Consider the following 22,970-nt stretch of genomic DNA (forward strand, 5'->3'; position numbering starts at 1 on the left):
GTGGGAGGGTGGGCAAGGGTTTTGCCGGATTGGTTAGGGCGGCATCCGGGAAGCATGGCGGACGTCGATTTGTGCGAGCCGAAAGTCTCGGGTAAAGTAATTTCTCGTGCTGAGGCGCACGGAGCAGGGAAAAGCCCTGAAAACCGGCCCGAAAGTGCCATTGGGATATGGTGTAATTGGCAACACTACGGTTTCTGGTACCGTCATTCTAGGTTCGAGTCCTGGTATCCCAGCTCTGGATTGCAGGCTGTTTCAGCCCGCAAATCGGAAGGTTTCCAGTCGGTCCGCCGATTTGAAACCAAAGCAAAGTGTGTGAAATACTCACTGAGCTTGAACAGCGGAAACGCTGAAAAAAGTACGCGGCCCCATCGTATAGCGGCCTAGTACGCCGCCCTCTCACGGCGGTAACGCGGGTTCGAATCCCGCTGGGGTCACCACCGAAATGGTCCCGGGCAAACGCCCGGGGCCATTTTTTATTTCCCGTTTATCCTTTCCCGTGCAACGCCCCATCACGTCCTGCACGAATCCGTGCAACATGACGTGGCGTTGCCGGGGGAGCGGCGAAACGTGATGGCGGGTTGGAGGGGGCGACGCGCCGCGGCAGCCGCCGGCCGGGCCTGAACTGGCATGATGTTGGTGTGACCTCCCGGAACGAGCATGCAGGCGCCGCACGGCTGGAAGCACGCACCGCAGAGGCGGTGGCGCTGCTGGAGGAGATCCGTGCGGGCCTGGCCGGGGTCACGTTGCCGCTGGCGTTGCCGGGCGCTGAGCAGGCCTGCCGCGAAGTTGCCGCAGCAGCAGCGCAGCTCGACGATTACATCCTTCCGCGGTACCGGAGCCTGGATGCTCCGCTGCTCGCCGTCGTCGGAGGTTCCACGGGCGCCGGCAAATCTACGCTGGTGAACGGCCTCGTGGGGCATCCGGTGACCCGCGCGGGCGCAATCCGTCCCACTACCCGCCAGCCCATCCTGCTGCACCATCCAGACGAAGCCGCCTGGTTCGAAGGGCAGCGCGTCCTGCCCGGGTTCAGCCGCATCCGCGGTGCCCTTGCCGGTGGAGCTGTCGTCGCGGGCGGGGGAACATCGCGGACGGACCCTGACTCTGCAACGTCCCTTGTCCTGCTTGCCGACGCCGCGGTGCCTGCCGGCGTCGCACTCCTGGACGCACCTGACGTTGACTCCATTTCCGACCACAACCGGCTGCTCGCGGGCCAGCTGCTGGCCGCCGCCGACCTGTGGGTGTTTGTCACCACCGCAAACCGTTACGCGGACGCCGTCCCGTGGACGCTGCTCCTGGATGCCGCCGGGCGGGACATAACCGTGGCCGTGGTGCTGGACGGGGTGCCTCCCGGCGCGGAGGCCGAGGTGAGCCAGGACCTTCGGGCCCTCCTGGACCGGGAAGGGCTCGGCGGGAGCCCGCTGTTCATCATTCCGGAGACGGCCCTGGATCCGCAGGGCATGCTGCCGGCGGGTGCCGTCACCGAGCTGGGGGAGTGGCTTGGCCGGCTGGCTGCCGATGCGGCCGGCCGCTCCGCCGTGGCCCGCCGTACCCTGAACGGAACTGTGCGCATGCTGGCCACCCGCATCGAAACGCTCGGGCAGGCTGCGCGGGAGCAGGAGCGCGCAGCGGCCCGCCTCGAAGCGGACGCCGTCGCCGCTTACGAGGACGCGGCCGGACGCATTCTGGACGCCACCCGCGACGGCGCCCTGCTGCGCGGCGAGGTGCTGGCGCGCTGGCAGGACTTTGTGGGCACCGGTGAGTTCTTCCGCGCGCTTGAGCAGAACGTGGGCCGCTTCCGTGACCGGCTGGGTGCCTTCTTCCGGGGTGAGCCGGCGCCGGCAGTGAAGGTTGAGGCCGCCATCGAAACCGGGTTGCAGGCGGTGATCCTCGATGAGGCGGCCAATGCCGCCGAGGATACCGACCAGCGGTGGCGCTCCGACCCCGCGGGCCGGCAGCTGCTGGGTACGGATGACCTCTCAGGAACGTCTGCGGGCTTCGCCGGGCGGGCGGCAGCGGAAATCCGCGCCTGGCAGGAAGGGCTGATGGAGCTGATCCGCACGGAAGGCCAGGGGCGCCGGACCCAGGCGCGCTGGCTGTCCTTCGGCATAAACGGCCTGGGGGCCGCGCTGATGATCGTGGTTTTCTCGATGACCGCGGGCCTGACGGGCCTGGAGATCGGGGTAGCCGGCGGTACCGCCGTCGTGGGCCAGCGGCTGCTGGAGGCGGTGTTCGGCGAGGACGCCGTCCGGCGCATGGCGGAGAAAGCGCGCACGGACCTGGCCGGACGCTGCCACAGGCTGCTGCAGGAGGAACAGCAAAAGTTCCTCGAACGCCTGCCGGAGGAGAACCCGGCCGCAGCGGAAACGCTCGCGGCGCAGTCCCGTGCCCTGGCCCGGCTGGCGGACACCGCATGAGCCGGCACAGTGGAGCCAGGAAGCAGTCCTCCCTGGACCGCCAGCTGCAGGCGCTCCAGGACGCGTGCAGCCTCGGCGAGGGAGTCCTTCCCGACGAACCGCTGCAGGAGGCCCTCCGCGTCCTGGAACGGGCCAGCTCCCGCCGCTCATTGTCCGCTGACCACACTGTGGTGGGGTTCTTCGGGGCGACGGGCAGCGGCAAGTCCTCCCTTTTCAACGCCGTCAGCGGGGCGGAAATCGCGACGGCGGCGGCCCGCCGGCCGACGACGTCCGAGCCTTTGGCAGGGGTCTGGGGAACAGCGGGCAGCGACGCCCTGCTTGACTGGCTGGAGGTGGGGCACCGGCACCACGCGGCGCCGGTGAAGGGCTTTGCCGACGAGGAAAGCGGCCTGATCCTGCTGGACCTTCCCGACTTCGACTCCACCCGTGCCGCCAACCGTGAAATCGTGCAGCGGATGGTGGGCATGGTGGATGTCCTCGTATGGGTGCTCGATCCCCAGAAGTATGCAGACGCGGCGGTCCACAACGGCTTCCTGGCGCCGCACGCCTCCCACGGCGCCGTCACCCTTGTGGTCCTGAACCAGGTGGACAGGCTGCCGGAGCGCGACGTGGAGCCCGTGCTCGACTCCCTGCGCGGGATCCTCGCAGGGGAAGGCCTGGGCAAGGTGCGCGTGCTCGCGTCGTCCGCCGTCACCGGAGCAGGCGTAGGCGGGGTGCGTGACGCCATTCGGAAGGTCGCCTTCGAGCGCCAGGCCCAGTCACGGCGGCTGGAAGCCGACGTATCCCGTGCAGCTGGCGGACTCCACAACGCTTCGGGGGACGGCGAAGCCGCAGGCGTGCGGTCCGCGGCAAAAGCCCGGCTCGCCGAGGAACTCGCCGTGGCCGCAAACGTTCCCGCAGTGGTGCAGGCCGTGTCCCAGTCATACCGGCTCGAGTCGGTGCGCCGCACGGGCTGGCCGGTCACCCGCTGGCTCTCCAGGTTCCGGCCGGACCCCTTGAGGCGGCTCAACCTCCGCAGCAACGCGCCCGCCGGCCTCAACCGGACCTCGCTGCCGCCGGCCGGAGCGCCGGAACGGGCCCGGACGGACGCAGCCGTCAGGGAGTTCGCCGACGCCGCCAGCGCCGGGGCTCCCGGCCCCTGGCGCGCAGCAATCAGGGGTGCCGCCAGGGAAGGAAGGGACCGGCTGCCGGATGCCCTCGACCAGGCGATTGCCGGCGCGGACCTCGGCGTCAACCGCAGGGCGTGGTGGTGGGGCGTCTTCAACGTGGTGCAGTGGCTGGCGCTGCTGACGGTGCTGGGCGGCCTGGGCTGGCTTGGCGTCCTGGCCGCCCTGGGCTATTTCCAGATGCCGGTACCGGAGGTGCCGCGGGTGGAGGGCTGGCCCGTGCCCACCCTCATGATCGCTTTTGGTGTTGTGTTAGGGATTTTCCTCGCCATTACGGGCCGCTTCATCGCTGCCGCTGCGGCCAGGGCCCGGGCCGCGCGGGCACGGAGGCGGCTCAACGCTGCCGTTGCTGCCGTGGCGCAGGAGATGGTGGTTGATCCGGTGGAGGCGGAGATCGCCCGGCTGTCCGCGTTCAATGCGGCGCTGAAGACGGCGGCGTAGGCGTCCCTCAGTTGGCAGCCCCGAAGTTGGCAGCGCCGGTCAGCCGCCGCCCGCGAGGCCGGCGGCTGCGTCCCTGACTTTGATCATGGTGCGCAGGTTGCGGGTGGTGGTGGCGGCCTTGAATTTGGCCTTGGCGCTGATTTTGCTGAAGGGACTGTCCAGGGTTCCGCCGACTGGGGCGAGCCAGGCCAGGGCCTCTGGACCCAGGCGGTGCTGGTCATGGCTCTCCAGCGCTGACCCGGCCGCTTCCAGCTCATCAAGGACAGCCGTGTCCGATGACAGGGTGATGTAGCTGTGGGTGGACTTGTCGTCGTCGGGGTAGGGGCAGGCCGCCACCAGCCCGGCCACCCTCCGGGCGTCCAGAACCACCACCCACGCTTCGTAGCCGAACGCCGCACGGAGGCACTTTTCGCACTGCCGCTTGACGCCAGCTGCATCCAGGCTGCTGGAGAGCACCACGTTTCCACTCGCCAGCAACGTCTTGGCGTCCGCGAACCCGCAGTTCTTCAGTGCCTCCCGAAGGTCCGCCATTTTGATGTTGATGCCACCCACGTTGATGCCGCGGAGGAACACTGCATAGCTGCCCATGGCCACAGCCTAGCGGCAGGTCCCCGGGCGTCAGGCGTTGTTCTTGCCTCAGTCGTTGTTCTTGCGGAGGGCCTCGGTCAGGATCCGGCCGGCATTGCAGACTACTTCCGCATGCAGGCGCCCCGGCTGGCGGGTCAGCCGCTCAATCGGGCCGGAAATGGAGACGGCGGCGATCACCCTGCCGGAGGGGCCCCGCACCGGGGCCGAGACGGAGGCGACCCCCGGCTCGCGTTCGCCCAGGCTCTGTCCCCAGCCCCGCCGTCGTACGCCTGCCAGGACGGTGGGCGTGAAGCGGGCTGACTGCAGGCCCTCAAGGAGCCGGTCGTGGTCCTCCCAGGCAAGCAGCACCTGGGCGGCGGAGCCTGCCTTCATGGACAGCTGCGTGCCGACGGGGATGGTGTCGCGCAGTCCAATGGGACGTTCGGCGGAGGCGACACACACGCGCCAGTCTCCCTGGCGGCGGAAGATCTGGGCGCTTTCGCCCGTGGCATCGCGGAGCTGCATCAGCACGGGACCCGCGGAGGCGATCAGGCGGTCCTCGCCGGCGGCCGAGGCGAGCTCCACGAGGCGGCTGCCAAGGACGAACCGGCCCTGGATGTCGCGGCTGACAAGGCGGTGGTGGACGAGCGCCAAAGCGAGGCGGTGGACGGTGGGCCGGGCCAGGCCGGTAGCAGCCACGAGCTGGGCCAGGGTGGTGGGGCCGGCCTCGAGTGCGTCGAGCACCTGGGCCGCTTTATCAATGACACCGACTCCACTAGAATTGTCCATGTAATGATATTGCCGTCTCAATATCTGAGATGCAAATCTTTCGGCTGGCGCAGCGCGGAGCCGTCCTGATTCAGTTGGACTTATCAGCCAAACAGCAGTGAAGGGAGATGGCCATGGCAAAGACATTGGCCGAGAAAGTCTGGGACGCCCATGTGGTGCGCAAAGGTGACGGCGACGGTGCCAACGCCCAGCCCGACCTTCTGTTCATCGACCTCCACCTGGTCCACGAAGTCACGTCCCCGCAGGCCTTCGAAGGCCTCCGCCTGGCCGGCCGGAAACTGCGCCGCCCGGACCTGACCATTGCCACCGAGGACCACAACACCCCCACGCTGGACATCGACAAGCCTATTGCCGATCTCACCAGCCGCACCCAGATCCAGACGCTGCGCAACAACTGCGCGGAGTTCGGCGTCCGCCTGCACAGCCTTGGCGACGCCGAGCAGGGCATCGTGCACGTGGTGGGGCCGCAGCTGGGCCTCACGCAGCCCGGCATGACGGTGGTCTGCGGCGATTCGCACACCTCCACGCACGGCGCGTTCGGCGCCCTGGCGATGGGAATCGGCACGTCCGAGGTGGAGCACGTCATGGCCACCCAGACACTGTCCCTGAAGCCATTCAAGACCATGGCCATCAACGTTGAGGGCACCCTCCGTCAGGGCGTCACCGCCAAGGACATCATTCTGGCAGTCATCGCCAAGATCGGCACCGGCGGCGGCCAGGGCTACGTCCTGGAATACCGCGGCTCGGCCATCCGGGCACTGTCCATGGACGCCCGCATGACCATCTGCAACATGTCCATCGAAGCCGGTGCCCGTGCCGGCATGGTGGCGCCTGACGAAACCACGTACGAGTACATGAAGGGCCGCCCGCACGCGCCGGAAGGCGCGGACTGGGACGCCGCCGTCGAGTACTGGAACACGCTCAAGACCGACGACGACGCCACCTTCGACGCCCAGGTGGACCTGGACGCCGACACGCTGGAGCCGTTCGTCACCTGGGGCACCAACCCGGGCCAGGGCGTGTCCCTGTCCGAGTCCGTGCCGTCCCCGGCGGACTTCGGCGACGAAAATGCCAAGGCTGCCGCCGAGCGCGCCCTGCAGTACATGGGACTGGAAGCCGGCACCCCCATGAAGGACATCCGCGTGGACACCGTCTTCCTGGGCTCCTGCACCAACTCGCGGATCGAGGACCTGCGGGCGGCTGCCGACATCATCCGCGGCCGCGAGAAGGATCCGAACGTCCGCATGCTCGTGGTTCCCGGATCCGCCCGCGTCCGGCTCGAAGCCGAGGCCGAAGGACTGGACCGCGTGTTCAAGGACTTCGGCGCCGAATGGCGCTTCGCCGGCTGCTCGATGTGCCTGGGCATGAACCCGGACCAGCTGGAACCGGGGGAGCGCTGCGCCTCCACCTCCAACCGCAACTTCGAAGGACGCCAGGGCAAGGGTGGGCGCACCCACCTGGTGTCACCGGTGGTCGCGGCAGCCACTGCCGTGCGCGGCACCCTGAGCTCGCCGTCGGACCTTGAACCGGCCCCCGAACCCGCCGCCATCCGCATCGACGCAGCCTAGGACAAGACCATGGAAAAGTTCACCAAGCACACCGGCATCGGCGTCCCGCTGCGCCAGAGCAACGTCGATACCGACCAGATCATCCCCGCCGTTTACCTCAAGCGCATCACCCGCACCGGCTTCGAGGACGCCCTGTTCTCCGCCTGGCGCAAGGACCCCTCCTTCATCCTGAACCAGGAGCCCTACAGCGCCGGTTCGGTGCTGGTGGCCGGCCCGGACTTCGGCACCGGATCCTCCCGCGAACACGCGGTCTGGGCCCTGAAGGACTACGGGTTCAAGGCCGTGCTGTCTTCCCGCTTTGCCGACATCTTCCGCGGCAACTCCGGCAAGCAGGGGCTGCTGGCGGCGCAGGTGGCGCAGGACGACATCGAACTCATCTGGAAAGAGCTCGAAAACGCGCCGGGAACCGAGGTCACCGTGGACCTCGAATCCAAGACCGTGGTGTGCGGCAACATCGTGGCGCCGTTCGAGATCGACGACTACACCCGCTGGCGGCTGCTGGAAGGCCTGGACGACATCGGGTTGACGCTTCAGCACGAGGCGGACATCACCGCGTATGAAGCCACCCGCCCCAGCTTCAAGCCGAAAACGCTGCCGGCCCGGGTTTCCTAGGCCGGGCTTTCCCTCCGGCCCCTTTCCCGCAGGCGCGGGGCCGGGGCCGGAGCTGTTTGGCGGCCGCCACGCCCCGCCTTCGGCAGCCCCTTATTTCGGTTCGGTAACGCGACCTCCTATGCTTGGTTGGAGCCTTCGCAAGGATTTGTGGGCTAGTGATCGTGAGGAAACCGGTATATGAGTAGTGTTCTGACAATCCGCGGCGGAGTCCCGCTTACAGGCCGCGTCAGCGTCCGGGGGGCAAAGAACCTCGTCCCCAAGGCAATGGTGGCGGCACTGCTCGGCAACGAACCCTCGGTGTTGCGGAACGTTCCGGAAATCAAGGACGTGGAGGTCGTCACCTCCCTGCTGCAGCTGCATGGCGTGACGGTTGAGAAAGACCCCGTCAACGGTGATCTCACCCTGGATCCCAAGGCCGCCAAGACCGCGCCCAGCACCGCCATCGACGCCCACGCAGGTGACTCCCGCATCCCCATCCTGCTCTGCGGACCCCTGATCCACGCCATCGGCGAGGCTTTCATTCCCGACCTTGGCGGCTGCAAGATTGGCGACCGGCCCATCGACTACCACCTCGACGTGCTGCGCCAGTTCGGGGCAGTGGTGGAAAAGCGCCCGGGCGGCATCCACATCTCCGCGCCCAAGGGACTCCACGGGGCCAAGATCTCCCTGCCCTACCCGTCCGTTGGTGCCACCGAACAGGTCCTTCTCAGCGCCACCCGGGCCGAAGGCATCACCGAGCTCTCCGGTGCCGCCACCGAGCCGGAGATCATCGACCTCATCGCCGTGCTGCAGAAGATGGGCGCCATCATCAGCGTCCAGACCGACCGGACTATCCGCATCGAGGGCGTCCGCGACCTGGGCGGCTACAACCACCGCGCCCTGTCGGACCGCAACGAATCGGCCTCCTGGGCATCGGCAGCCCTGGTGACCCGCGGCGACATCTTCGTTGAAGGCGCCTCCCAGCGCGACATGATGACCTTCCTGAACACCTACCGCAAGGTGGGCGGCGGCATGGACATCGGCGAGGACGGCATCCGCTTCTACCACCGCGGCGGAAAGCTGAACCCGCTGGTCCTCGAAACCGACGTCCACCCCGGCTTCATGACGGACTGGCAGCAGCCGCTCGTCGTCGCGCTGACGCAGGCTGAAGGCGTGTCCATCGTCCACGAGACGGTGTACGAGAACCGCTTCGGCTTCACCGACGCCCTGATCCGCATGGGTGCCAGCATCCAGGTCCACCGCGAGTGCCTGGGCAGTGTGCCCTGCCGGTTCGGCCAGCGCAACTTCCTGCACTCCGCCGTGATCTCCGGACCCACGCAGCTCAAGGGCACCGATATCGACGTCCCTGACCTCCGCGGCGGGTTCAGCCACCTGATCGCCGCCCTGGCTGCCACCGGCACCTCGCGCGTCACCGGCATCGACATCATTAACCGCGGCTATGAACGCTTCACCGAGAAGCTCGCGGGACTCGGCGCCGACTTCGACATCACCACTACGAAGTAGAGCGGGACCGTGAAGGAATCGGCCAAGAGCAAGGCCACTTTCGTTTTCATTGCCGGGATTGTCCGGCCCCTGATGACCGCGATGATGAGCAAGAAATGGGAGGGAACCGAAAAACTTCCCGCCGGAGGGTTCATCGCCGCCCCCAACCACTGCACGGAAATTGACCCCCTGGTGGTGGGCCACATGCTCTACAACAACAAGCGCGCACCCCACTTCCTGGCCAAGGCGGCCCTGTTCAAGGTTCCCGGCCTCGGCTGGCTCCTGCGGGCCACCAAGCAGGTGCCCGTGGAACGTTCGACGGCGGGAGCGAACCGCTCGCTGCAGGTCGCCCAGGAGATCGTGGCCGAGGGAGGGGCGATCATCATCTACCCGGAGGGCACCCTCACCCGCGATCCCGGGCTCTGGCCCATGAAGGGACACACCGGCGCGGCGAGACTGGCCCTGGAGGGCGGCATCCCCGTGGTTCCCATCGCGCACTGGGGTGCGCACGAGGTCTTCCCCCGGTACGGCAAGACGTTCCACATCTTCCCCCGCAAGCTTTCGCGGGTGGTGGTGGGAGACCCGGTGGACCTCAGCGCCTTCGCCGGCCGTCCCCTCGACAAGGCGACCCTGACGGAAGCCACCGACGCCATCATGGACGCCATTACGGAACTCCTTGCCGGGCTCCGCGGCGAGCAGCCTCCCGCTGAGCGCTGGGATCCGGCCAAGCAGCAGCAGTCCAAGCATGGCCGCTTCGTGGAGCGCGGACAGCAGCCCGAGGCCGGAACGGATGCTCGGTGACCGCTGAAGGAAAGCTCGCGGGTTCGGCCCGCAGCGTCGCCGTCCTGGGCGCGGGTTCCTGGGGTACGACGTTCGCGAAAATCCTCGGCGATGCCGCCACCGCCGCCGGGACTCCCCGTTCCATCAGGATCTGGGGCCGGCGCGCGGAAATCGTGGACGAGATCAATACCGGCCACCGCAACTCCGAGTACCTCAAGGACATCGTCCTGCCCGGCAGCATCACCGCTTCGACGGACGTACGGGAGGTGCTGGCGGGGGCCGACCTCGTGGTGGTGGCCGTTCCGGCCCAGTCCCTGCGTCCGCAGCTTCGCGAATGGAAGGACATGATCGCGCCGGGCGCGGTGGTCGTGTCGCTGATGAAGGGCCTGGAACTGGGAACCGACGCCCGGATGAGCGAGGTCATTGCCCAGGAGCTGGACCTGCCGCTGGAGCGCATCGCGGTGGTTTCCGGACCCAACCTCGCCATGGAGATCGCCCGCGAGGAGCCGACCGCCTCCGTGGTTGCCTGCACTGATTCGGCCACCGCGGGCTGGATTGCGAGGACCTGCACGGCCCCCTATTTCCGGCCGTACACCACGGCCGACGTCGTGGGCGTCGAAATCGGCGGCATCGTAAAGAACGTGATTGCGCTGGCGGTGGGGATCTGCGAAGGCAAGGAGATGGGCGACAACACCAAGGCTTCCGTCATTACCCGCGGGCTGGCGGAAACGTCCCGCCTGGCGCTGGCCCTGGGCGGAGACGCGAAGACCATGGCGGGGCTGGCTGGGCTCGGGGACCTCGTGGCCACCTGTTCCTCCCCGCTCTCCCGGAACCACACCGCCGGCCGGCTCCTGGGCCAGGGGCTGACGCTGGACGAGGTGGGCCGGAAAATGACCCAGACCGCCGAAGGCATCAAATCCGGCCAGGCCGTCCACGAACTTGCCGGCAAGCTCGGCGTCGAAATGCCCATCACTGCCGCTGTCGTTGCGGTGCTGGCAGGCAAGCTGTCCGTTGACCAACTGGGGCCGGTCCTGCTGTCCCGGGAATTGAAACCTGAAGGCGATTACTGACCATGTCCCAAGACATATCCACCACGGGGGAAACGGCGAGCACGCGAAAGCCGCGGGTAGCGGTGCTTTTCGGCGGCCGCTCCAGCGAGCACGCCGTCAGCTGTGTGACGGCGGCGGGAGTGCTGGGCGCCATCAACAAGGACAAGTACGAGGTGATCCCCATCGGGATCGCCAAGACGGGACAGTGGGTCCTGGCCCCCGCCGATACCGCCCAGTGGTCCCTCGCGGCGTCGTCGCTCCCGGAAGTGGTGCCTTCCGCCCGGACGGTTACCCTGGCCGAAATCGGCGGGGAGCACCAGCTGATCGTCGCGGCACCCAATGAGGTGCCGCAGGAGCTCGGTGCCGTCGACGTCGTTTTTCCGCTGCTCCACGGACCGTTCGGTGAGGACGGCACCATCCAGGGCCTCCTGGAACTGTCCGACACCCGCTATGTCGGCGCCGGTGTCCTGGCCTCGGCCGTGGGCATGGACAAGCACTTCATGAAGGTGGTCTTCGAGGCCGCCGGCCTGAGGGTTGGCCCCTATGTGTCGGTCTCGGACAGGCAGTGGCTCAAGGACCCGGAGTCAGTCCGCAAGCAGGTGGACCGGCTTGGCTTCCCCGTCTTCGTCAAACCGGCGCGCGCGGGTTCGTCGATGGGTATTTCCAAGGTGGATTCACTGGAGGAACTGGACGCGGCCATCGAAGAAGCCCGGCGGCACGACCTTCGGCTCGTCATCGAGGCCGGAATCGTCGGGCGTGAGATCGAATGCGCCGTCCTCGAAGGCCGGGGTACCGACTCGCCACGGACTTCCATGCCTGGTGAGATCTCCGTGGCCGGCGGAACGCACGAGTTCTATGACTTCAACGCCAAGTACGTCGAGGACGATGCCGCAGCGCTGAGCTGCCCGGCGGACATCCCCGCGGAAGCCATTTCACGGGTCCGCGAACTGGCCGCTGCCGCGTTCGACGCCGTGGGTGCCGAAGGCCTGAGCCGCGTGGACTTCTTTTACACTCCCGAGGGCGAGTTGATCATCAACGAGATCAACACCATGCCCGGCTTCACTCCCAAGAGCATGTACCCGCAGATGTGGGCCGCCTCCGGCCTGGACTACGCGGACCTGATCGATGAGCTCATCTACCTGGCCCTGAACCGCAAGACCGGCCTTCGCTGATCCCCACCGGCGCCCTAACCTCGCTTCGCGTCGGTCAGGGAACCCTGCCGGCGTGGGCCCACGGGGATTGAGCCTGTAAAAACCTATTGGCTCTTCGGCAGGTTCTTCAGTTCCTCCTGGCCTACGCAGTTCCGCACCGCCGGAACCTTGGCTGCCGCGGCCGACAGGTCCGCCAGTACTGTTGCGGAGCTGATCTTGTCCGGGTCCATCAGGATCTCCGTGGCAGGCTCACGGCCGTAGGTGGTGAGGGTCCACACCGGGTCGCCCTCCTTGATCACCCAGTCGACGCCGTTGACCGTGACGCAGCGGTCCGTCGTCGGCCCCGGCACGTTGACGCCGCACCGCAGGATCACCAGCGAGGGATCACCCCAGGCGGCGGTGGCCTGGCTGTTGGTCTTGCGCAGCTTCGAATCGCCGATCGCATCCGGCAGGGCCACCATCATGGGTGCACACGCCGGGTTGGCCGCGTCCCTGGCCGCCGTGACGTCCACGGCCGGGGAACACGCGGCCAGCGGAAGGGCAACAATTCCCCCGATCAGTGCCATCCCGGCGGCGCGGGCGTACAGGGAAGGCTGGGGACGGTGCATCCCTCCAGCCTATCGCCGCCACTGGCCCCGCCGGGACACGATGTCGGCGGGGCGCGGTAGCGTAGTGGCGTGCCTGTAGACCTCCCTGACCGCATTGCCTGCCAGCCCACTGTCGCCGGCCTGTCCGAAGCCGACCTGCTTTCCCTGATCTTCCCGCGCCTGCGGATGGGGGAGTCCCATGCAGCAGCCACGCTGCTGGGGCCGGGGGACGACGCCGCCATCGTGGCCGCCCCGGACGGCAGGACCGTGATCAGCATCGACACGCAGGTCCAGGACCAGGACTTCCGCCTTTTGTGGCCGAACGGCTACCGGACCACCGGGTTCGACGTCGGCTGGAAGGCGGCCGCACAGAACCTCAGCGACATCAATGCCATGGGGGCACGGGCCACGGCCATGGTGGTAAGCCTCACCCTTCCGGTGGATACGCCGGTCAGCTGGGTGGAGGAGCTCGCCGACGGGCTTGCCGCGGGAATTACCGCCCTGGGCGCCAACGCCTGCTCAGTGGCCGGCGGCGACCTGGGCCGTGGCCGCGAAATCTCCGTGACGGTCGCCGTCACGGGCACGCTCGACGGCGGCAGGCCAGTCCTGCGCTCCGGCGCGCAACCAGGCGACGTCCTGGCTTTGGCCGGAACGGTCGGCCACGCCGCGGCAGGCCTGGCCCTGCTGGAGTCGAGCGTTGCAGTGGACAGCCTCAGCCCTGCCGAACGCGTCTTCCTTGACCTGCAGTCCCGCCCCCGGCCGCCGCTGGCGGCAGGGCCGGCCGCCCGTACAGCCGGCGCCACGGCGATGCTGGACGTCTCCGACGGCCTGCTGCGCGACGGCAAGCGTTTAGCCGCTGCCAGCAATGTCGCCGTCCATCTCGACCCCGCCGTGCTGCAACACCTTGCCGGACTCCTCCAGCCGGCCGCGGCGCTGCTGGCCACGGACGCCGCGAAGTGGGTGCTGGGTGGCGGAGAGGACCATGGCCTGCTGGCCACATTCCCGGCCGGCGTTCGGCTGCCTCCCGGATTCACTGCGATAGGCTCGATACAAGCACTCGGAACCGATGAAGGCCCGGGAGTCCTGATTGCGGGCCGGGCCGCGGACACCGGGGGATGGGATCACTTTGCACACTAAGGTTGCCGCCAACGGGCTGGCGATGAAGAGGTGGCTGGGCAAGGCTGAAACTGCCCTCGGCAACCACAGCGACCGCCTCAATGCCATTAACATCTTCCCGGTGGCTGACGGTGATACCGGCACCAACCTCTACCTCACGGTGCGCGCCGCCGCCCGCTCCCTCGTGCTCAGCGAAGACCAGCCGGCCCCGGTTGATGTGGGGGCCATCCTTGCCACCGCAGGGCAGGCGGCCATGGAGGAAGCCAGGGGGAACTCCGGAACACTCTTTTCAGTCTTCCTGTGCGCCGCCGCCGAGCCGCTGGCCGGACACACCCGCTTGACCTCTACCCTGCTGGCGGCAGCCCTGAACCGGGCGCAGATCCGCGCCTGGTCCGCCCTGAGCGACCCCGTACCCGGGACCATGCTGTCGGTCATGGAAGCGGCCGCCCGCGCCGCGGCCGCGGTGGACGCAGGGCAGAACGGAGACGACAGCAACCATGCGTTGGGACTGGCGCTCGACGCCGCGGTTGAGGGCGCCCTGGCGGCGGTAATCCACACGGAGGAACAGCTCGACGCGCTGCAGTCCGCCCATGTGGTGGACGCCGGGGGCGTGGGGATGCTGCTGATCCTGGACTGCCTCCGCTCCGCGGTCATGGGCCAGGAACTGCAAAGCGAGCTCCTGGACGGCCTGCATGGCTACGACGTGTCGGATCCCCACATCCACGCTTCCATGCCGGACGACGACGGCGTGGAAGTCATGTGCACCATCAGCCTGTCGCCGTTGAACGCGGCCACGCTCCGGCAGCGGCTCGACGAAATTGGCGAGTCAGTGATCATGAGCCAGGTTGGCGGCGGCCCGGATGCCGAAGGAAACTACCGCTGGCGCGTTCACGTCCATGTCCCGGACCCGGACCCGGCGGTGGAGATCATCAAGTCCCTGGGCGAACCGTCGCAGATCAGTTTCAGCGAACTGGCACTGCCGCGGGATCCTGAGGCGGACGCAGTGAACACCAGCGGGCATGAACGCTGAACTGGACCTCGCCCTGGAGCGGCGGATCGGGAAACGCTCCGCGGCGGTCATTGAAAAGCACCTCGGCATCACCACCGTCGAAGGGCTCCTCAGCTATTTCCCCCGCCGCTACCTCACCAGGGGTGAGCTGACGCCCATCAGTGAACTCCCGCTCGATGAGGAAGTCACCCTTATTGCCAGGGTGCTCTCCAGCAGCACCCGGAGCATGCAGGCACGCCGCGGGACCATCACCGACGTCATAGTTTCCGACGACGACGGGCAGCAGGGGCTTCGGCTGGTGGGCGGCCGCGACTTCCGCGGCAAAGTGCCGGGAACCCTCAAGATCAGCTTCTTCAACGGCTACAAGGCCAAGGCGGAGCTTCTGCAGGGCCGGCGCGCCCTCTTCTCAGGAAAAGTCAGCAGTTTCAAGGGCCAGCTGGGCCTGACAAACCCTGACTTCCTCATCCTGGACGACGACCCCTTCGGCCAGGGCAGTGGAGATCCGGAGAAACTCGCCGCCATGCCCATCCCCGTGTACCCGGCGACGGCCAAGCTGCCCAGCTGGAAGATCCAGCAGGTCATCGCCGCCCTCCTGGAAACCGTGGACCTCGGCTCCCTGCCTGATCCGGTACCCGCGGGTGTCGCGGCGCGGGAAGCTTTCCTGCCCCTGGCGGATGCCTACCGGCTCATCCACGCGCCCCAGTCGGCCACGGACTGGAAGCGGGCCCGGGACCGCTTCCGGTACCAGGAAGCCCTGGTGTTGCAGTCAGCGCTGGCGCGGCGCAGGGCGCAGCTCGCCGCCGAGGAAGCCACCGCCCGGCGCCCTGCAGAGGACGGCATCCTGTCCGCCTTCGACAGCAACCTGCCCTTCACGCTCACTGCCGGCCAGGCCGCCATCGGAAAGACCCTCGCCGCCGAACTTGCGCGCGACACCCCTATGAACCGGCTGCTGCAGGGCGAAGTGGGATCCGGCAAGACCATTGTGGCGCTGCGGGCCATGCTGCAGGTGGTCGACGCCGGCGGACAGGCTGCCCTCCTGGCCCCCACCGAAGTGCTCGCCGCCCAGCACTACGACTCCATCCGCCGCACCCTTGGCCGGCTTTCGGCGGACGGGCTGCTGGGCGGGCTGGCCGGGAGTGCCGGACCGTCCGTCCAGGTCACGCTCCTGACCGGTTCCATGCCCACGGCCGCACGGAAACAGGCCATGCTGGACGCCGCTTCCGGCACGGCGGGCATCATCATCGGAACCCATGCATTGCTCAGCGACAACGTGTCCTTCTACGACCTTGGCCTGATTGTGGTGGACGAGCAGCACCGCTTCGGCGTGGAGCAGCGCGACGCGCTCCGGGCCAAGGCCCGCAAGCCCCCGCACCTGCTGGTCATGACCGCCACCCCCATTCCCCGCACCGTGGCGATGACCGTCTTCGGTGACCTGGAAACCTCCACCCTCGACGAACTGCCCCAGGGCAGGGCCCCGATCACCACCCATTTGGTGGGCCTGGCGGAGAACCCCGCCTGGGCGGCACGGATCTGGGCACGCGCCCGGGAGGAAATCGACGCGGGCCACCAGGTGTACGTGGTCTGCCCCAAGATCGGTACCGACGACGACGGCGACTTCACCCCGGGTGAAGCCGAACCGCCAGGGCTTGACGCCGACGACACCGCGCGGGAGTCCGCCTCCGTAACAGCCGTCGTCGAGCATCTGCTGGGGGAGCCATCCATGTCCGGGGTGCCGCTGGCTCCGCTGCACGGGCGCCAGGACCCGGACCTGAAGACGGACACCATGGCCGGGTTCACCGCCAACCGCATCAAACTGCTCGTGTCCACCACCGTGATCGAGGTGGGCGTGGACGTCCACAACGCCACCCTCATGGTCATCCTGGACGCCGACAGGTTCGGGATCTCCCAGCTTCACCAGCTCCGCGGCCGTGTGGGCCGCGGCGGCCTGCCCGGGACCTGCCTGCTGGTCACTGCCCTCGAGCCCGGACATCCCAGCCGGCGGCGGCTGGAGGCGGTGGCCGCCACCACGGATGGCTTCGTCCTGTCGCAGGAAGACCTGAAGCTGCGGCGTGAGGGGGACATCCTGGGCGCCTCCCAGTCCGGCGGCCGCTCAACCCTGAAGCTGCTGCGGGTCCTGGACCATGAAGACGTTATTGCCAGGGCGAGGGAAGACGCGCAGGGCGTTGTCCGGGACGACCCCTTCCTGTCCAGTCATCCGGAACTCGCTGATGCCATCGACAAATACCTCAACCCCGAAAAGGAGGCGTTCCTTGAACGCGGCTAGCAAGGAAAGCGCCGTTCGCGGCCGGAAGACGCGGTGGGCGGCATGACCCGGATCATCGCGGGAGCCGCGGGCGGCACACCGCTGACGGCCGTCCCGGGATCGTTGACGCGGCCTACCACGGACAGGGTCAAGGAAGCACTGTTTTCCCGGCTTGATGCTTTCGAGGCCATCGCCGGCGCCCGGGTGCTGGACCTTTATGCCGGCTCCGGGTCCCTGGGCGTGGAGAGCGGCAGCAGGGGTGCGGCGTCCGTGGACCTGGTGGAATCGGATGCCAAGGCCAGCGCCGTGTGCCAGCGCAATGCCGACCTTATTAATGGTGTCCTGGGCCGCAAGGCGGTCACCGTGCACCGCTCCAAGGTCGAGCCCTTCCTGGAACGTGCCGCCGAAGCCGCGGCGTGGGACCTCGTCTTCCTGGATCCGCCCTATCCACTGGAGGAGGCGGCCGTGACATCGGTGCTGCAAAAGCTGAGCGGCCACCTGTCTCCGGGGGCAGTCGTCGTGGTGGAGCGGTCCTCCCGTTCCCCGGAGCCTGGCTGGCCCGAAGCGATGACGCGGTTCGCGGAGAAGAAATACGGTGAAACCAGGCTGTGGTTCGCAGAGCCGTTCGTCCCGGACGCCATCGACGCCGAGGATGTTCCCCTGACCCAGGACGGCGCGTGACACAGGACGGCGGATGACACAGGACGGCGCGCGGGACAGCGTGGGGGAGCCCGAACGGGAGCCCGGCACGGAGTGGTAAGGCGGGTCAGTCTGCCATCGCGTCCAGGTCGACTCCCGCCAGGACTCTGGCCGGATGTGGGCCCCGGGCAACCAGCTCGGCGGTCCACTGCTCCGGCCACTTTCCCGGAGTTCCGGCAAGGATGATGTTGCCGGGGTACCGGCCTTCGAACATCCCGGCCTCCGCGAAGGCGGCCACGTCCCCCATGACCTCACGCAGCGCCACCACCTGGCTCCGTACCAGGGTGAGCCCCGGTTCGTCACCGACGTTGACGATCAGCAGTCCGTCCGGACCCAGGTGTGCTTTCGCCTCCCGGTAGAACCCGCTGGAGGCGATGTGGGCGGGTGCCTCGGGTCCGGAGAAAATATCCAGGATTACGACGTCGAACCTGAGGTCGGGGTCCAGCGCGCCGAGTGCATCCCTGGCGTCGCCGATGATGGTGGTCAGGTCCGTGCCCTCGGGAAGGGGCAGGTATTTCAGGACAAAGTCCAGCAGCTCACGCTCGAGTTCCACCGCGTACTGGACCGAGCCTGGGCGGGTGGCCTGGATGTACCGGGCCAGCGTCAGGGCGCCCGCTCCCAGGTGCAGCGCCCGGACCGGCGCACCTTCCGGAGCGGCAAGATCCACCAGGTGCCCGATCCTGCGCAGGTACTCGTAGAAGATCTCGGCGGGCCGCTCGAGGTTGACGTGCGACTGTTCAGCGCCGCCGATGCTCAGGACGAAGCTGCCTTCGGTGAAAGCGTCCGGTTCGATGGTGGCATGCTGGCCGGTGGTCCGCAGGAACCGCGAAGACATCAGAGCTTGCCACGCAGCGTGGCAAGCCGCTCCGCGGCTTCCTCCAGGACGGCATTCTTTTTGCAGAAGGCGAACCGGAGCAGGCTTCGGGTGCGCTGGGCACCTTCCTCATGGCAGAACACGGGGACCGGGATGGCGGCCACGCCCACCAGCGCCGGCAGCCGCCTGGCGAGGTCCAGCGCGTCGGTGATGCCGAGCGGGGCGGTGTCGACGTTGACGAAGTAGGTGCCCTGCGGGGTGAAGACGTCGAAACCGGCGGCGCGCAGCCCTTGGCTGAGGATGTCGCGCTTCTGCTCCAAGGCTGTGGCAACGCCGTCATAGAAAGTGTCCGGCAGGGCCAGGCCCTGGGCGATTGCCAACTGGAAGGGGGTGCCCGAGCTGTAGGTGAGGAACTGCTTCACGGTGCGCACCGCGGAAACGAGTTCCGCGGGCCCGCTGAGCCAACCCACCTTCCAACCTGTCAGGGAAAAGGTCTTTCCTGCCGAGGAAATGGTGATGGTGCGTTCCCCAGCTCCCGGCAGCGAAGCCACCGGCGTGTGGGCGACGCCGAACGTGAGGTGCTCGTACACCTCATCGGTGATGATGATGCTGCCGTGCCGGGCCGCAAGGTCCACGACGCGCTGCAGGACGTTCCGGGGGAACACCGCCCCCGTGGGGTTGTGCGGGTTGTTCAGCAGCACCACCCGCGTCCGCTCGTTGAAGGCGGCCTCCAGGGCGTCCAGGTCGGGCATGAAGTCCGGGGCCGCCAGCGGCACCGTCACGTGGGTGGCGCCGGACAGTCCAATGATTGCCCCGTACGAGTCGTAGAACGGCTCGAACGTCAGCACCTCGTCGCCCGGCCGGGCGTACGCCAGGAGGGCGGCCGCGATGCCTTCCGTGGCGCCCGTGGTGATGATGACCTCCGAGGCAGGATCCACTGACAGCCCGTAGAAGCGTTCCTGGTGTGCGGAAACGGCTTCCCGGAGTTCGGGGATCCCCTTCCCCGGCGCGTACTGGTTGGCTCCGGCAGCGATGGCCGCTCGGGCGGCTTCCCGGATATCGGCCGGGCCGTCCTCGTCCGGAAAGCCCTGGCCGAGGTTGATGGCGCCGGTCTGCAGGGCCAGGGTTGTCATCTCCTCGAAGATGGTCACGCCAAGGCTGCCATCGGGTGAAAGGAGGTTGGCACCAAGTGCGGTGCGCTGCCAAGGGGCAGGTGCCAGGGGCGTGGAAAGTTCCCGTGCAGGATGCATCCAGTCATGGTATCCCGGCCTTGCCATGGGGTAGGTTCGGAGCATGAGACGCGCTGTTTGCCCCGGATCCTTCGACCCCATCCACAACGGCCATCTCGAAGTCATCGCACGTGCCGCCGGGCTCTTCGACGAGGTCATCGTGGCCATTTCCACGAACTTCGCGAAGAAGTACATGTTCACCCTCGACGAGCGGCTCGAGATGGCACGTGAGACCCTCGCCTCCCTCAAGGGCATCGTCGTGGAACCGGTGGGCGAGGGGCTTTTGGCCGAGTATTGCCGCCAGCGCGGCGTGTCCGCCATCGTCAAGGGGCTCCGGTCGTCGTCGGACTTCGACTACGAGCACCCCATGGCCACCATGAACCGGCAGCTGAGCGGAGTGGAGACGGTATTCCTTCCGGCCGAGGCAAGCTACGTGCACCTGTCCTCCACGTTGATCAAGGAGGTGGCATCCCTGGGCGGGAACATCACCGATTACGTGCCGAGGTCCGTGCACCGCCGGATGCTGACCGGCGAGTCTTCGGCCGACCAGCAGCCAAGACGGTAAGCTTGTCCGGTACTTCGGCGCCGCCGCCGGCCAGTTTGAGTCGTTATGGCTCTTCGGGCTAAGATGGTACGTCGGTCATATGTTCAACAGGAGTTCTCATTAAAAGAGATGCTGGTTCGCCCCTGGCGTTCGACGTCAAGGACCTCGGGCGCAGCCCGGGAAGCATGCGGACGCTGAAGGAACATGTACCCGCACCGGGTGATCTTGGTGTGGCGCTCATTGGTGTTCAGGAAGGCTCGGATGTCGAGCTCGACCTGAGGCTTGAGGCCGTACACGAAGGAATTCTGGTATCTGGAACCGTTGTCGTCGGTGTAACCGGCGAATGCGGCCGATGCCTGGATCCCCTTGCGTATGACCTTGAGGTCAATGTGCAAGAACTTTTCTTCTACGAGGGCGCTGAGCTTTCGGACGGAGAAGATGATGAAGAGCAACGTCGAGTCGAGCACGATGTAATCGATCTTGAACCGGTGTTGCGGGACGCGGTTGTCACCAATCTGCCGTTCCAGCCGGTGTGCCGGGAAGACTGCCAGGGCCTTTGCTCCGAATGCGGAGTTCGCCTGGAAGACGAGCCGGGGCACCACCACGAGGTCCTGGATCCTCGCTGGGCTGCCCTAGCTGATATGGCTAAGCCTGACCGGCAAAATTGATTTGTACGTGTTTGTCTAGAGAGAAATGAGTTAGCCGTGGCTGTTCCCAAGCGGAAAATGTCTCGCTCGAATACCCGCGCCCGCCGCTCGCAGTGGAAGGCGACCGCCCCCCACCTGGTGAAGACCGTTGAAAACGGCCAGGTCACCTACAGCCTGCCGCACCAGGCAAAGGTCGTCACCGACTCTGCTGGCACCGCGCTGTTCCTTGAGTACAAGGGCCGCAAGGTCGCTGACGTCTAATCGGCCGACAGGCTGGAAGGATGTCTTCAACTGAAGAGCTTCTGAAGCGTCTCGGTGTCAATATTGACGCCGGGACGCTTCGTCTTGCGCTCACCCACCGCTCGTACGCATATGAAAACGGCGGCATACCCACCAACGAGCGCCTGGAATTCCTGGGCGACTCCATCCTGGGCTTCTCCGTGACCGATGCCCTCTACCGGGACAACCCGGAGCTGCCCGAAGGTGACCTCGCCAAACGCCGCTCGGCGGTCGTCAGCACCCGGGCGCTGGCCAACATCGGACGCAGCCTGGGCATCGGCGAGTACATCTACCTGGGGCAGGGCGAAAAGCTCACCCAGGGGAAGAATAAGGCGTCCATCCTCGCGGACACCATGGAGGCCCTGATCGGGGCCACCTATGTCTCCAATGACATCGAGACGGCACGCCAGCTGGTCATGCGCCTGGTCGGCCCGTTGCTCAAGGATGCGGCTGTCCTGGGTGCCGGCACCGACTGGAAGACCAGCATCCAGGAGCTCGCGGCCAGCCGCCAGCTGGGCACCATCCATTACGCAGTGGACGGTGCCGGTCCGGACCACGCCAGGACGTTCACTGCCGTGCTGAGCATTGGTGGAACCGCCTACGGCAAGGGCACCGGGCACTCGAAAAAGGAAGCCGAGCAGGAAGCGGCAGCTGACGGCTGGCGCGTGCTCACTGGGGCGGAAAGCCTGGACGGCACCGGCAAAGCCGCAGGCTCCGTAGCCGCGAAGTAGCACCGCCATGCCGGAACTGCCCGAGGTGGAAGTGGTGCGCCGCGGCCTGGTGAGCTGGGTGCGGGGCAGGACCATCGAAGCCGTCGAGGTCCTCGACCCGCGCTCCATCCGGCGCCACGCCCTTGGCGCCGACGATTTCGCCGGCAACCTCGAAGGCGCCGTGGTGGCCGACGTCGTGCGGCGCGGCAAGTTCCTCTGGCTGCCGCTGCTGGACGGTGTTGACGCCGCCGGCGAAGGCGCCACCCGCGTGGCGCAGCCGCATGTGGCACTCATGGCCCACCTGGGCATGAGCGGCCAGCTGCTGATGCAGGATTCCGGTGTGCCGGACGAGAAGCACCTCAAGGTCAGGTTCCGCCTCAGTCCCCAGGAGGGCATGCCCGGGCAGTTGAGGTTCGTGGACCAGCGCATTTTCGGCGGGCTGTTCGTCACCTCGCTGGTTCCCACGGACGACGCCGGGCCGGGCGGGCTCGCCGAATCCCCCCTTCCGCTGATTGCCGGGGAAGCGGCGCACATTGCGCGCGATCCCCTGGATCCCGCTTTCTCGTTCGAACTCTTCTACCGGCGCCTGAGGAAGCGGAAGACCGGGCTGAAGCGGGCCTTGCTGGACCAGGGCCTCGTCTCCGGCATCGGAAACATCTACGCCGACGAAGCGCTGTGGCGGGCCCGGCTCCATTTCGCCCGCCCCACGGACACGCTCCGCCGTGCCGAGGCCCAGCGTGTCATCGACAGTGCACGCGAGGTAATGCTCGACGCCCTGGCAGCCGGCGGCACCAGCTTCGACTCCCTGTACGTGAACGTCAACGGTGCGTCCGGATACTTCGACCGGTCCCTCAATGCCTACGGCCGCGAAGGCGAACCGTGCAAGCGGTGTGCCGCAGCGGGAATCCACGCGACCATCCGCCGCGAGCAGTTCATGAACCGCTCCTCGCACACCTGCCACGTCTGCCAGCCGCGTCCCCGCAACGGGCGCTGGTAGCCCCGCCGCTGCGCCCTTCCCCCGCGATATCCCGCGAACTTCCGCGGCCAGGCAGTA

22 protein-coding genes and 2 tRNA genes are annotated in these 22,970 nt (G+C 67.4%); 19 read left to right on the forward strand and 5 right to left on the reverse strand.

Features of this window, described 5'->3' with window-relative positions; all coding sequences use genetic code 11:
* Positions 1-161 precede the first annotated feature (161 nt).
* The 4 genes from K4G53_RS17360 (at position 162) to K4G53_RS17375 (ending at position 4,021) form a co-directional block, all read left to right on the forward strand.
* Positions 162-233: transfer RNA gene (locus K4G53_RS17360), tRNA-Gln, on the forward strand.
* 128 nt (positions 234-361) lie between these two features.
* A tRNA-Glu gene (locus tag K4G53_RS17365) sits at positions 362-437 on the forward strand.
* A gap of 201 nt (positions 438-638) precedes the next feature.
* Positions 639-2,414, forward strand: coding sequence for a dynamin family protein (locus K4G53_RS17370; protein WP_221386850.1), 1,776 nt, complete (start codon positions 639-641; stop codon positions 2,412-2,414).
* Complete coding sequence (locus K4G53_RS17375; protein WP_221386851.1) at positions 2,411-4,021, forward strand: GTPase; 1,611 nt, start codon at positions 2,411-2,413, stop codon at positions 4,019-4,021. Before K4G53_RS17370 ends, K4G53_RS17375 begins: the two co-directional genes overlap by 4 nt.
* A gap of 39 nt (positions 4,022-4,060) precedes the next feature.
* Here K4G53_RS17375 and K4G53_RS17380 read toward each other — a convergent pair whose 3' ends face one another.
* Together K4G53_RS17380 and K4G53_RS17385 are read right to left on the reverse strand one after the other, a co-directional pair.
* Positions 4,061-4,609, reverse strand: coding sequence for a DUF1697 domain-containing protein (locus K4G53_RS17380; protein ID WP_221386852.1), 549 nt, complete (start codon positions 4,607-4,609; stop codon positions 4,061-4,063).
* A gap of 48 nt (positions 4,610-4,657) precedes the next feature.
* Complete coding sequence (locus K4G53_RS17385; protein ID WP_009356552.1) at positions 4,658-5,377, reverse strand: IclR family transcriptional regulator; 720 nt, start codon at positions 5,375-5,377, stop codon at positions 4,658-4,660.
* A gap of 113 nt (positions 5,378-5,490) precedes the next feature.
* Between K4G53_RS17385 and leuC the strand changes: the two genes are divergently transcribed.
* The 6 genes from leuC (at position 5,491) to K4G53_RS17415 (ending at position 12,040) form a co-directional block, all read left to right on the forward strand.
* On the forward strand, positions 5,491-6,945 hold the full coding sequence (leuC, locus tag K4G53_RS17390) for a 3-isopropylmalate dehydratase large subunit (RefSeq protein ID WP_221386853.1): 1,455 nt from the start codon (positions 5,491-5,493) through the stop codon (positions 6,943-6,945).
* A 9-nt stretch (positions 6,946-6,954) separates the two neighbouring features.
* Positions 6,955-7,557: a 3-isopropylmalate dehydratase small subunit gene (leuD, locus tag K4G53_RS17395; RefSeq protein WP_221386854.1), complete on the forward strand. Its 603-nt coding sequence runs from the start codon at positions 6,955-6,957 to the stop codon at positions 7,555-7,557.
* 177 nt (positions 7,558-7,734) lie between these two features.
* Positions 7,735-9,060 (forward strand): UDP-N-acetylglucosamine 1-carboxyvinyltransferase, encoded by a 1,326-nt coding sequence (murA, locus tag K4G53_RS17400; protein ID WP_079598938.1) that lies wholly within the window; start codon positions 7,735-7,737, stop codon positions 9,058-9,060.
* A 9-nt stretch (positions 9,061-9,069) separates the two neighbouring features.
* Positions 9,070-9,840, forward strand: a complete 771-nt coding sequence (locus K4G53_RS17405) for a 1-acyl-sn-glycerol-3-phosphate acyltransferase (RefSeq protein ID WP_221386855.1) — start codon at positions 9,070-9,072, stop codon at positions 9,838-9,840.
* Positions 9,837-10,889 carry an NAD(P)H-dependent glycerol-3-phosphate dehydrogenase gene (locus K4G53_RS17410; protein WP_221386856.1) on the forward strand — a complete coding sequence of 351 codons (1,053 nt, stop codon included), beginning with the start codon at positions 9,837-9,839 and terminating at the stop codon, positions 10,887-10,889. Before K4G53_RS17405 ends, K4G53_RS17410 begins: the two co-directional genes overlap by 4 nt.
* A 2-nt stretch (positions 10,890-10,891) precedes the next feature.
* Positions 10,892-12,040: a D-alanine--D-alanine ligase family protein gene (locus tag K4G53_RS17415; protein ID WP_221386857.1), complete on the forward strand. Its 1,149-nt coding sequence runs from the start codon at positions 10,892-10,894 to the stop codon at positions 12,038-12,040.
* Positions 12,041-12,123: 83 nt separating this feature from the next.
* Here the strand turns inward: K4G53_RS17415 and K4G53_RS17420 are convergent, their stop codons facing one another.
* Complete coding sequence (locus K4G53_RS17420) at positions 12,124-12,627, reverse strand: DUF3515 domain-containing protein (protein WP_221386858.1); 504 nt, start codon at positions 12,625-12,627, stop codon at positions 12,124-12,126.
* A gap of 69 nt (positions 12,628-12,696) precedes the next feature.
* Between K4G53_RS17420 and thiL the strand changes: the two genes are divergently transcribed.
* The 4 genes from thiL to rsmD are packed head-to-tail and all read left to right on the forward strand — an operon-like array spanning position 12,697 to position 17,675.
* Positions 12,697-13,743 carry a thiamine-phosphate kinase gene (gene thiL, locus K4G53_RS17425; RefSeq protein WP_221386859.1) on the forward strand — a complete coding sequence of 349 codons (1,047 nt, stop codon included), beginning with the start codon at positions 12,697-12,699 and terminating at the stop codon, positions 13,741-13,743.
* A gap of 22 nt (positions 13,744-13,765) precedes the next feature.
* On the forward strand, positions 13,766-14,752 hold the full coding sequence (locus tag K4G53_RS17430; protein WP_221386979.1) for a DAK2 domain-containing protein: 987 nt from the start codon (positions 13,766-13,768) through the stop codon (positions 14,750-14,752).
* Complete coding sequence (locus tag K4G53_RS17435; RefSeq protein ID WP_221386860.1) at positions 14,742-17,015, forward strand: ATP-dependent DNA helicase RecG; 2,274 nt, start codon at positions 14,742-14,744, stop codon at positions 17,013-17,015. The genes K4G53_RS17430 and K4G53_RS17435 overlap by 11 nt, the downstream gene beginning before the upstream one ends.
* Positions 17,016-17,057: 42 nt before the next feature.
* On the forward strand, positions 17,058-17,675 hold the full coding sequence (gene rsmD, locus K4G53_RS17440; protein WP_221386861.1) for a 16S rRNA (guanine(966)-N(2))-methyltransferase RsmD: 618 nt from the start codon (positions 17,058-17,060) through the stop codon (positions 17,673-17,675).
* Positions 17,676-17,760: 85 nt separating this feature from the next.
* Here rsmD and K4G53_RS17445 read toward each other — a convergent pair whose 3' ends face one another.
* Together K4G53_RS17445 and K4G53_RS17450 are read right to left on the reverse strand one after the other, a co-directional pair.
* Positions 17,761-18,528, reverse strand: a complete 768-nt coding sequence (locus K4G53_RS17445; RefSeq protein ID WP_221386862.1) for a spermidine synthase — start codon at positions 18,526-18,528, stop codon at positions 17,761-17,763.
* Positions 18,528-19,757, reverse strand: a complete 1,230-nt coding sequence (locus K4G53_RS17450) for an aminotransferase class I/II-fold pyridoxal phosphate-dependent enzyme (protein ID WP_260323647.1) — start codon at positions 19,755-19,757, stop codon at positions 18,528-18,530. The genes K4G53_RS17445 and K4G53_RS17450 overlap by 1 nt, the downstream gene beginning before the upstream one ends.
* Before the next feature lie 43 nt (positions 19,758-19,800).
* Here K4G53_RS17450 and coaD point away from each other — a divergent pair, with 43 nt between their 5' ends.
* From coaD to mutM, 5 genes are all read left to right on the forward strand, one after another.
* Positions 19,801-20,301, forward strand: a complete 501-nt coding sequence (gene coaD, locus K4G53_RS17455) for a pantetheine-phosphate adenylyltransferase (RefSeq protein WP_221386864.1) — start codon at positions 19,801-19,803, stop codon at positions 20,299-20,301.
* Positions 20,302-20,423: 122 nt separating this feature from the next.
* Positions 20,424-20,948 carry a DUF177 domain-containing protein gene (locus K4G53_RS17460; RefSeq protein WP_221386980.1) on the forward strand — a complete coding sequence of 175 codons (525 nt, stop codon included), beginning with the start codon at positions 20,424-20,426 and terminating at the stop codon, positions 20,946-20,948.
* Positions 20,949-20,984: 36 nt separating this feature from the next.
* Positions 20,985-21,188 (forward strand): 50S ribosomal protein L32, encoded by a 204-nt coding sequence (gene rpmF, locus K4G53_RS17465; RefSeq protein ID WP_009356569.1) that lies wholly within the window; start codon positions 20,985-20,987, stop codon positions 21,186-21,188.
* Between the two features lie 20 nt (positions 21,189-21,208).
* Complete coding sequence (rnc, locus tag K4G53_RS17470; protein WP_221386865.1) at positions 21,209-21,937, forward strand: ribonuclease III; 729 nt, start codon at positions 21,209-21,211, stop codon at positions 21,935-21,937.
* 7 nt (positions 21,938-21,944) lie between these two features.
* Entirely contained in the window at positions 21,945-22,913 is a 969-nt protein-coding gene (gene mutM / locus K4G53_RS17475; RefSeq protein ID WP_221386866.1) for a bifunctional DNA-formamidopyrimidine glycosylase/DNA-(apurinic or apyrimidinic site) lyase, read from the forward strand.
* The last annotated feature ends 57 nt before the right edge of the window (positions 22,914-22,970 follow it).

The sequence above is a fragment of the Arthrobacter sp. MAHUQ-56 genome (genome assembly GCF_019710585.1).
In the GTDB taxonomy this organism is placed as follows: Bacteria; Actinomycetota; Actinomycetes; order Actinomycetales; family Micrococcaceae; genus Arthrobacter.

What these genes read in the sequence shown, in the direction of transcription:
- K4G53_RS17375 (WP_221386851.1), top strand. Translation starts at nt 2,411, where the DNA reads ATGAGCCGGCACAGTGGAGCCAGGAAGCAGTCCTCCCTGGACCGCCAG.
- K4G53_RS17380 (WP_221386852.1), bottom strand. Translation starts at nt 4,609, where the DNA reads ATGGGCAGCTATGCAGTGTTCCTCCGCGGCATCAACGTGGGTGGCATC.
- K4G53_RS17385 (WP_009356552.1), bottom strand. Translation starts at nt 5,377, where the DNA reads ATGGACAATTCTAGTGGAGTCGGTGTCATTGATAAAGCGGCCCAGGTG.
- leuC (WP_221386853.1), top strand. Translation starts at nt 5,491, where the DNA reads ATGGCAAAGACATTGGCCGAGAAAGTCTGGGACGCCCATGTGGTGCGC.
- leuD (WP_221386854.1), top strand. Translation starts at nt 6,955, where the DNA reads ATGGAAAAGTTCACCAAGCACACCGGCATCGGCGTCCCGCTGCGCCAG.
- murA (WP_079598938.1), top strand. Translation starts at nt 7,735, where the DNA reads ATGAGTAGTGTTCTGACAATCCGCGGCGGAGTCCCGCTTACAGGCCGC.
- K4G53_RS17415 (WP_221386857.1), top strand. Translation starts at nt 10,892, where the DNA reads ATGTCCCAAGACATATCCACCACGGGGGAAACGGCGAGCACGCGAAAG.
- K4G53_RS17420 (WP_221386858.1), bottom strand. Translation starts at nt 12,627, where the DNA reads ATGCACCGTCCCCAGCCTTCCCTGTACGCCCGCGCCGCCGGGATGGCA.
- K4G53_RS17430 (WP_221386979.1), top strand. Translation starts at nt 13,766, where the DNA reads ATGAAGAGGTGGCTGGGCAAGGCTGAAACTGCCCTCGGCAACCACAGC.
- K4G53_RS17435 (WP_221386860.1), top strand. Translation starts at nt 14,742, where the DNA reads ATGAACGCTGAACTGGACCTCGCCCTGGAGCGGCGGATCGGGAAACGC.
- rsmD (WP_221386861.1), top strand. Translation starts at nt 17,058, where the DNA reads ATGACCCGGATCATCGCGGGAGCCGCGGGCGGCACACCGCTGACGGCC.
- K4G53_RS17445 (WP_221386862.1), bottom strand. Translation starts at nt 18,528, where the DNA reads ATGTCTTCGCGGTTCCTGCGGACCACCGGCCAGCATGCCACCATCGAA.
- K4G53_RS17450 (WP_260323647.1), bottom strand. Translation starts at nt 19,757, where the DNA reads ATGCATCCTGCACGGGAACTTTCCACGCCCCTGGCACCTGCCCCTTGG.
- coaD (WP_221386864.1), top strand. Translation starts at nt 19,801, where the DNA reads ATGAGACGCGCTGTTTGCCCCGGATCCTTCGACCCCATCCACAACGGC.
- rnc (WP_221386865.1), top strand. Translation starts at nt 21,209, where the DNA reads ATGTCTTCAACTGAAGAGCTTCTGAAGCGTCTCGGTGTCAATATTGAC.
- mutM (WP_221386866.1), top strand. Translation starts at nt 21,945, where the DNA reads ATGCCGGAACTGCCCGAGGTGGAAGTGGTGCGCCGCGGCCTGGTGAGC.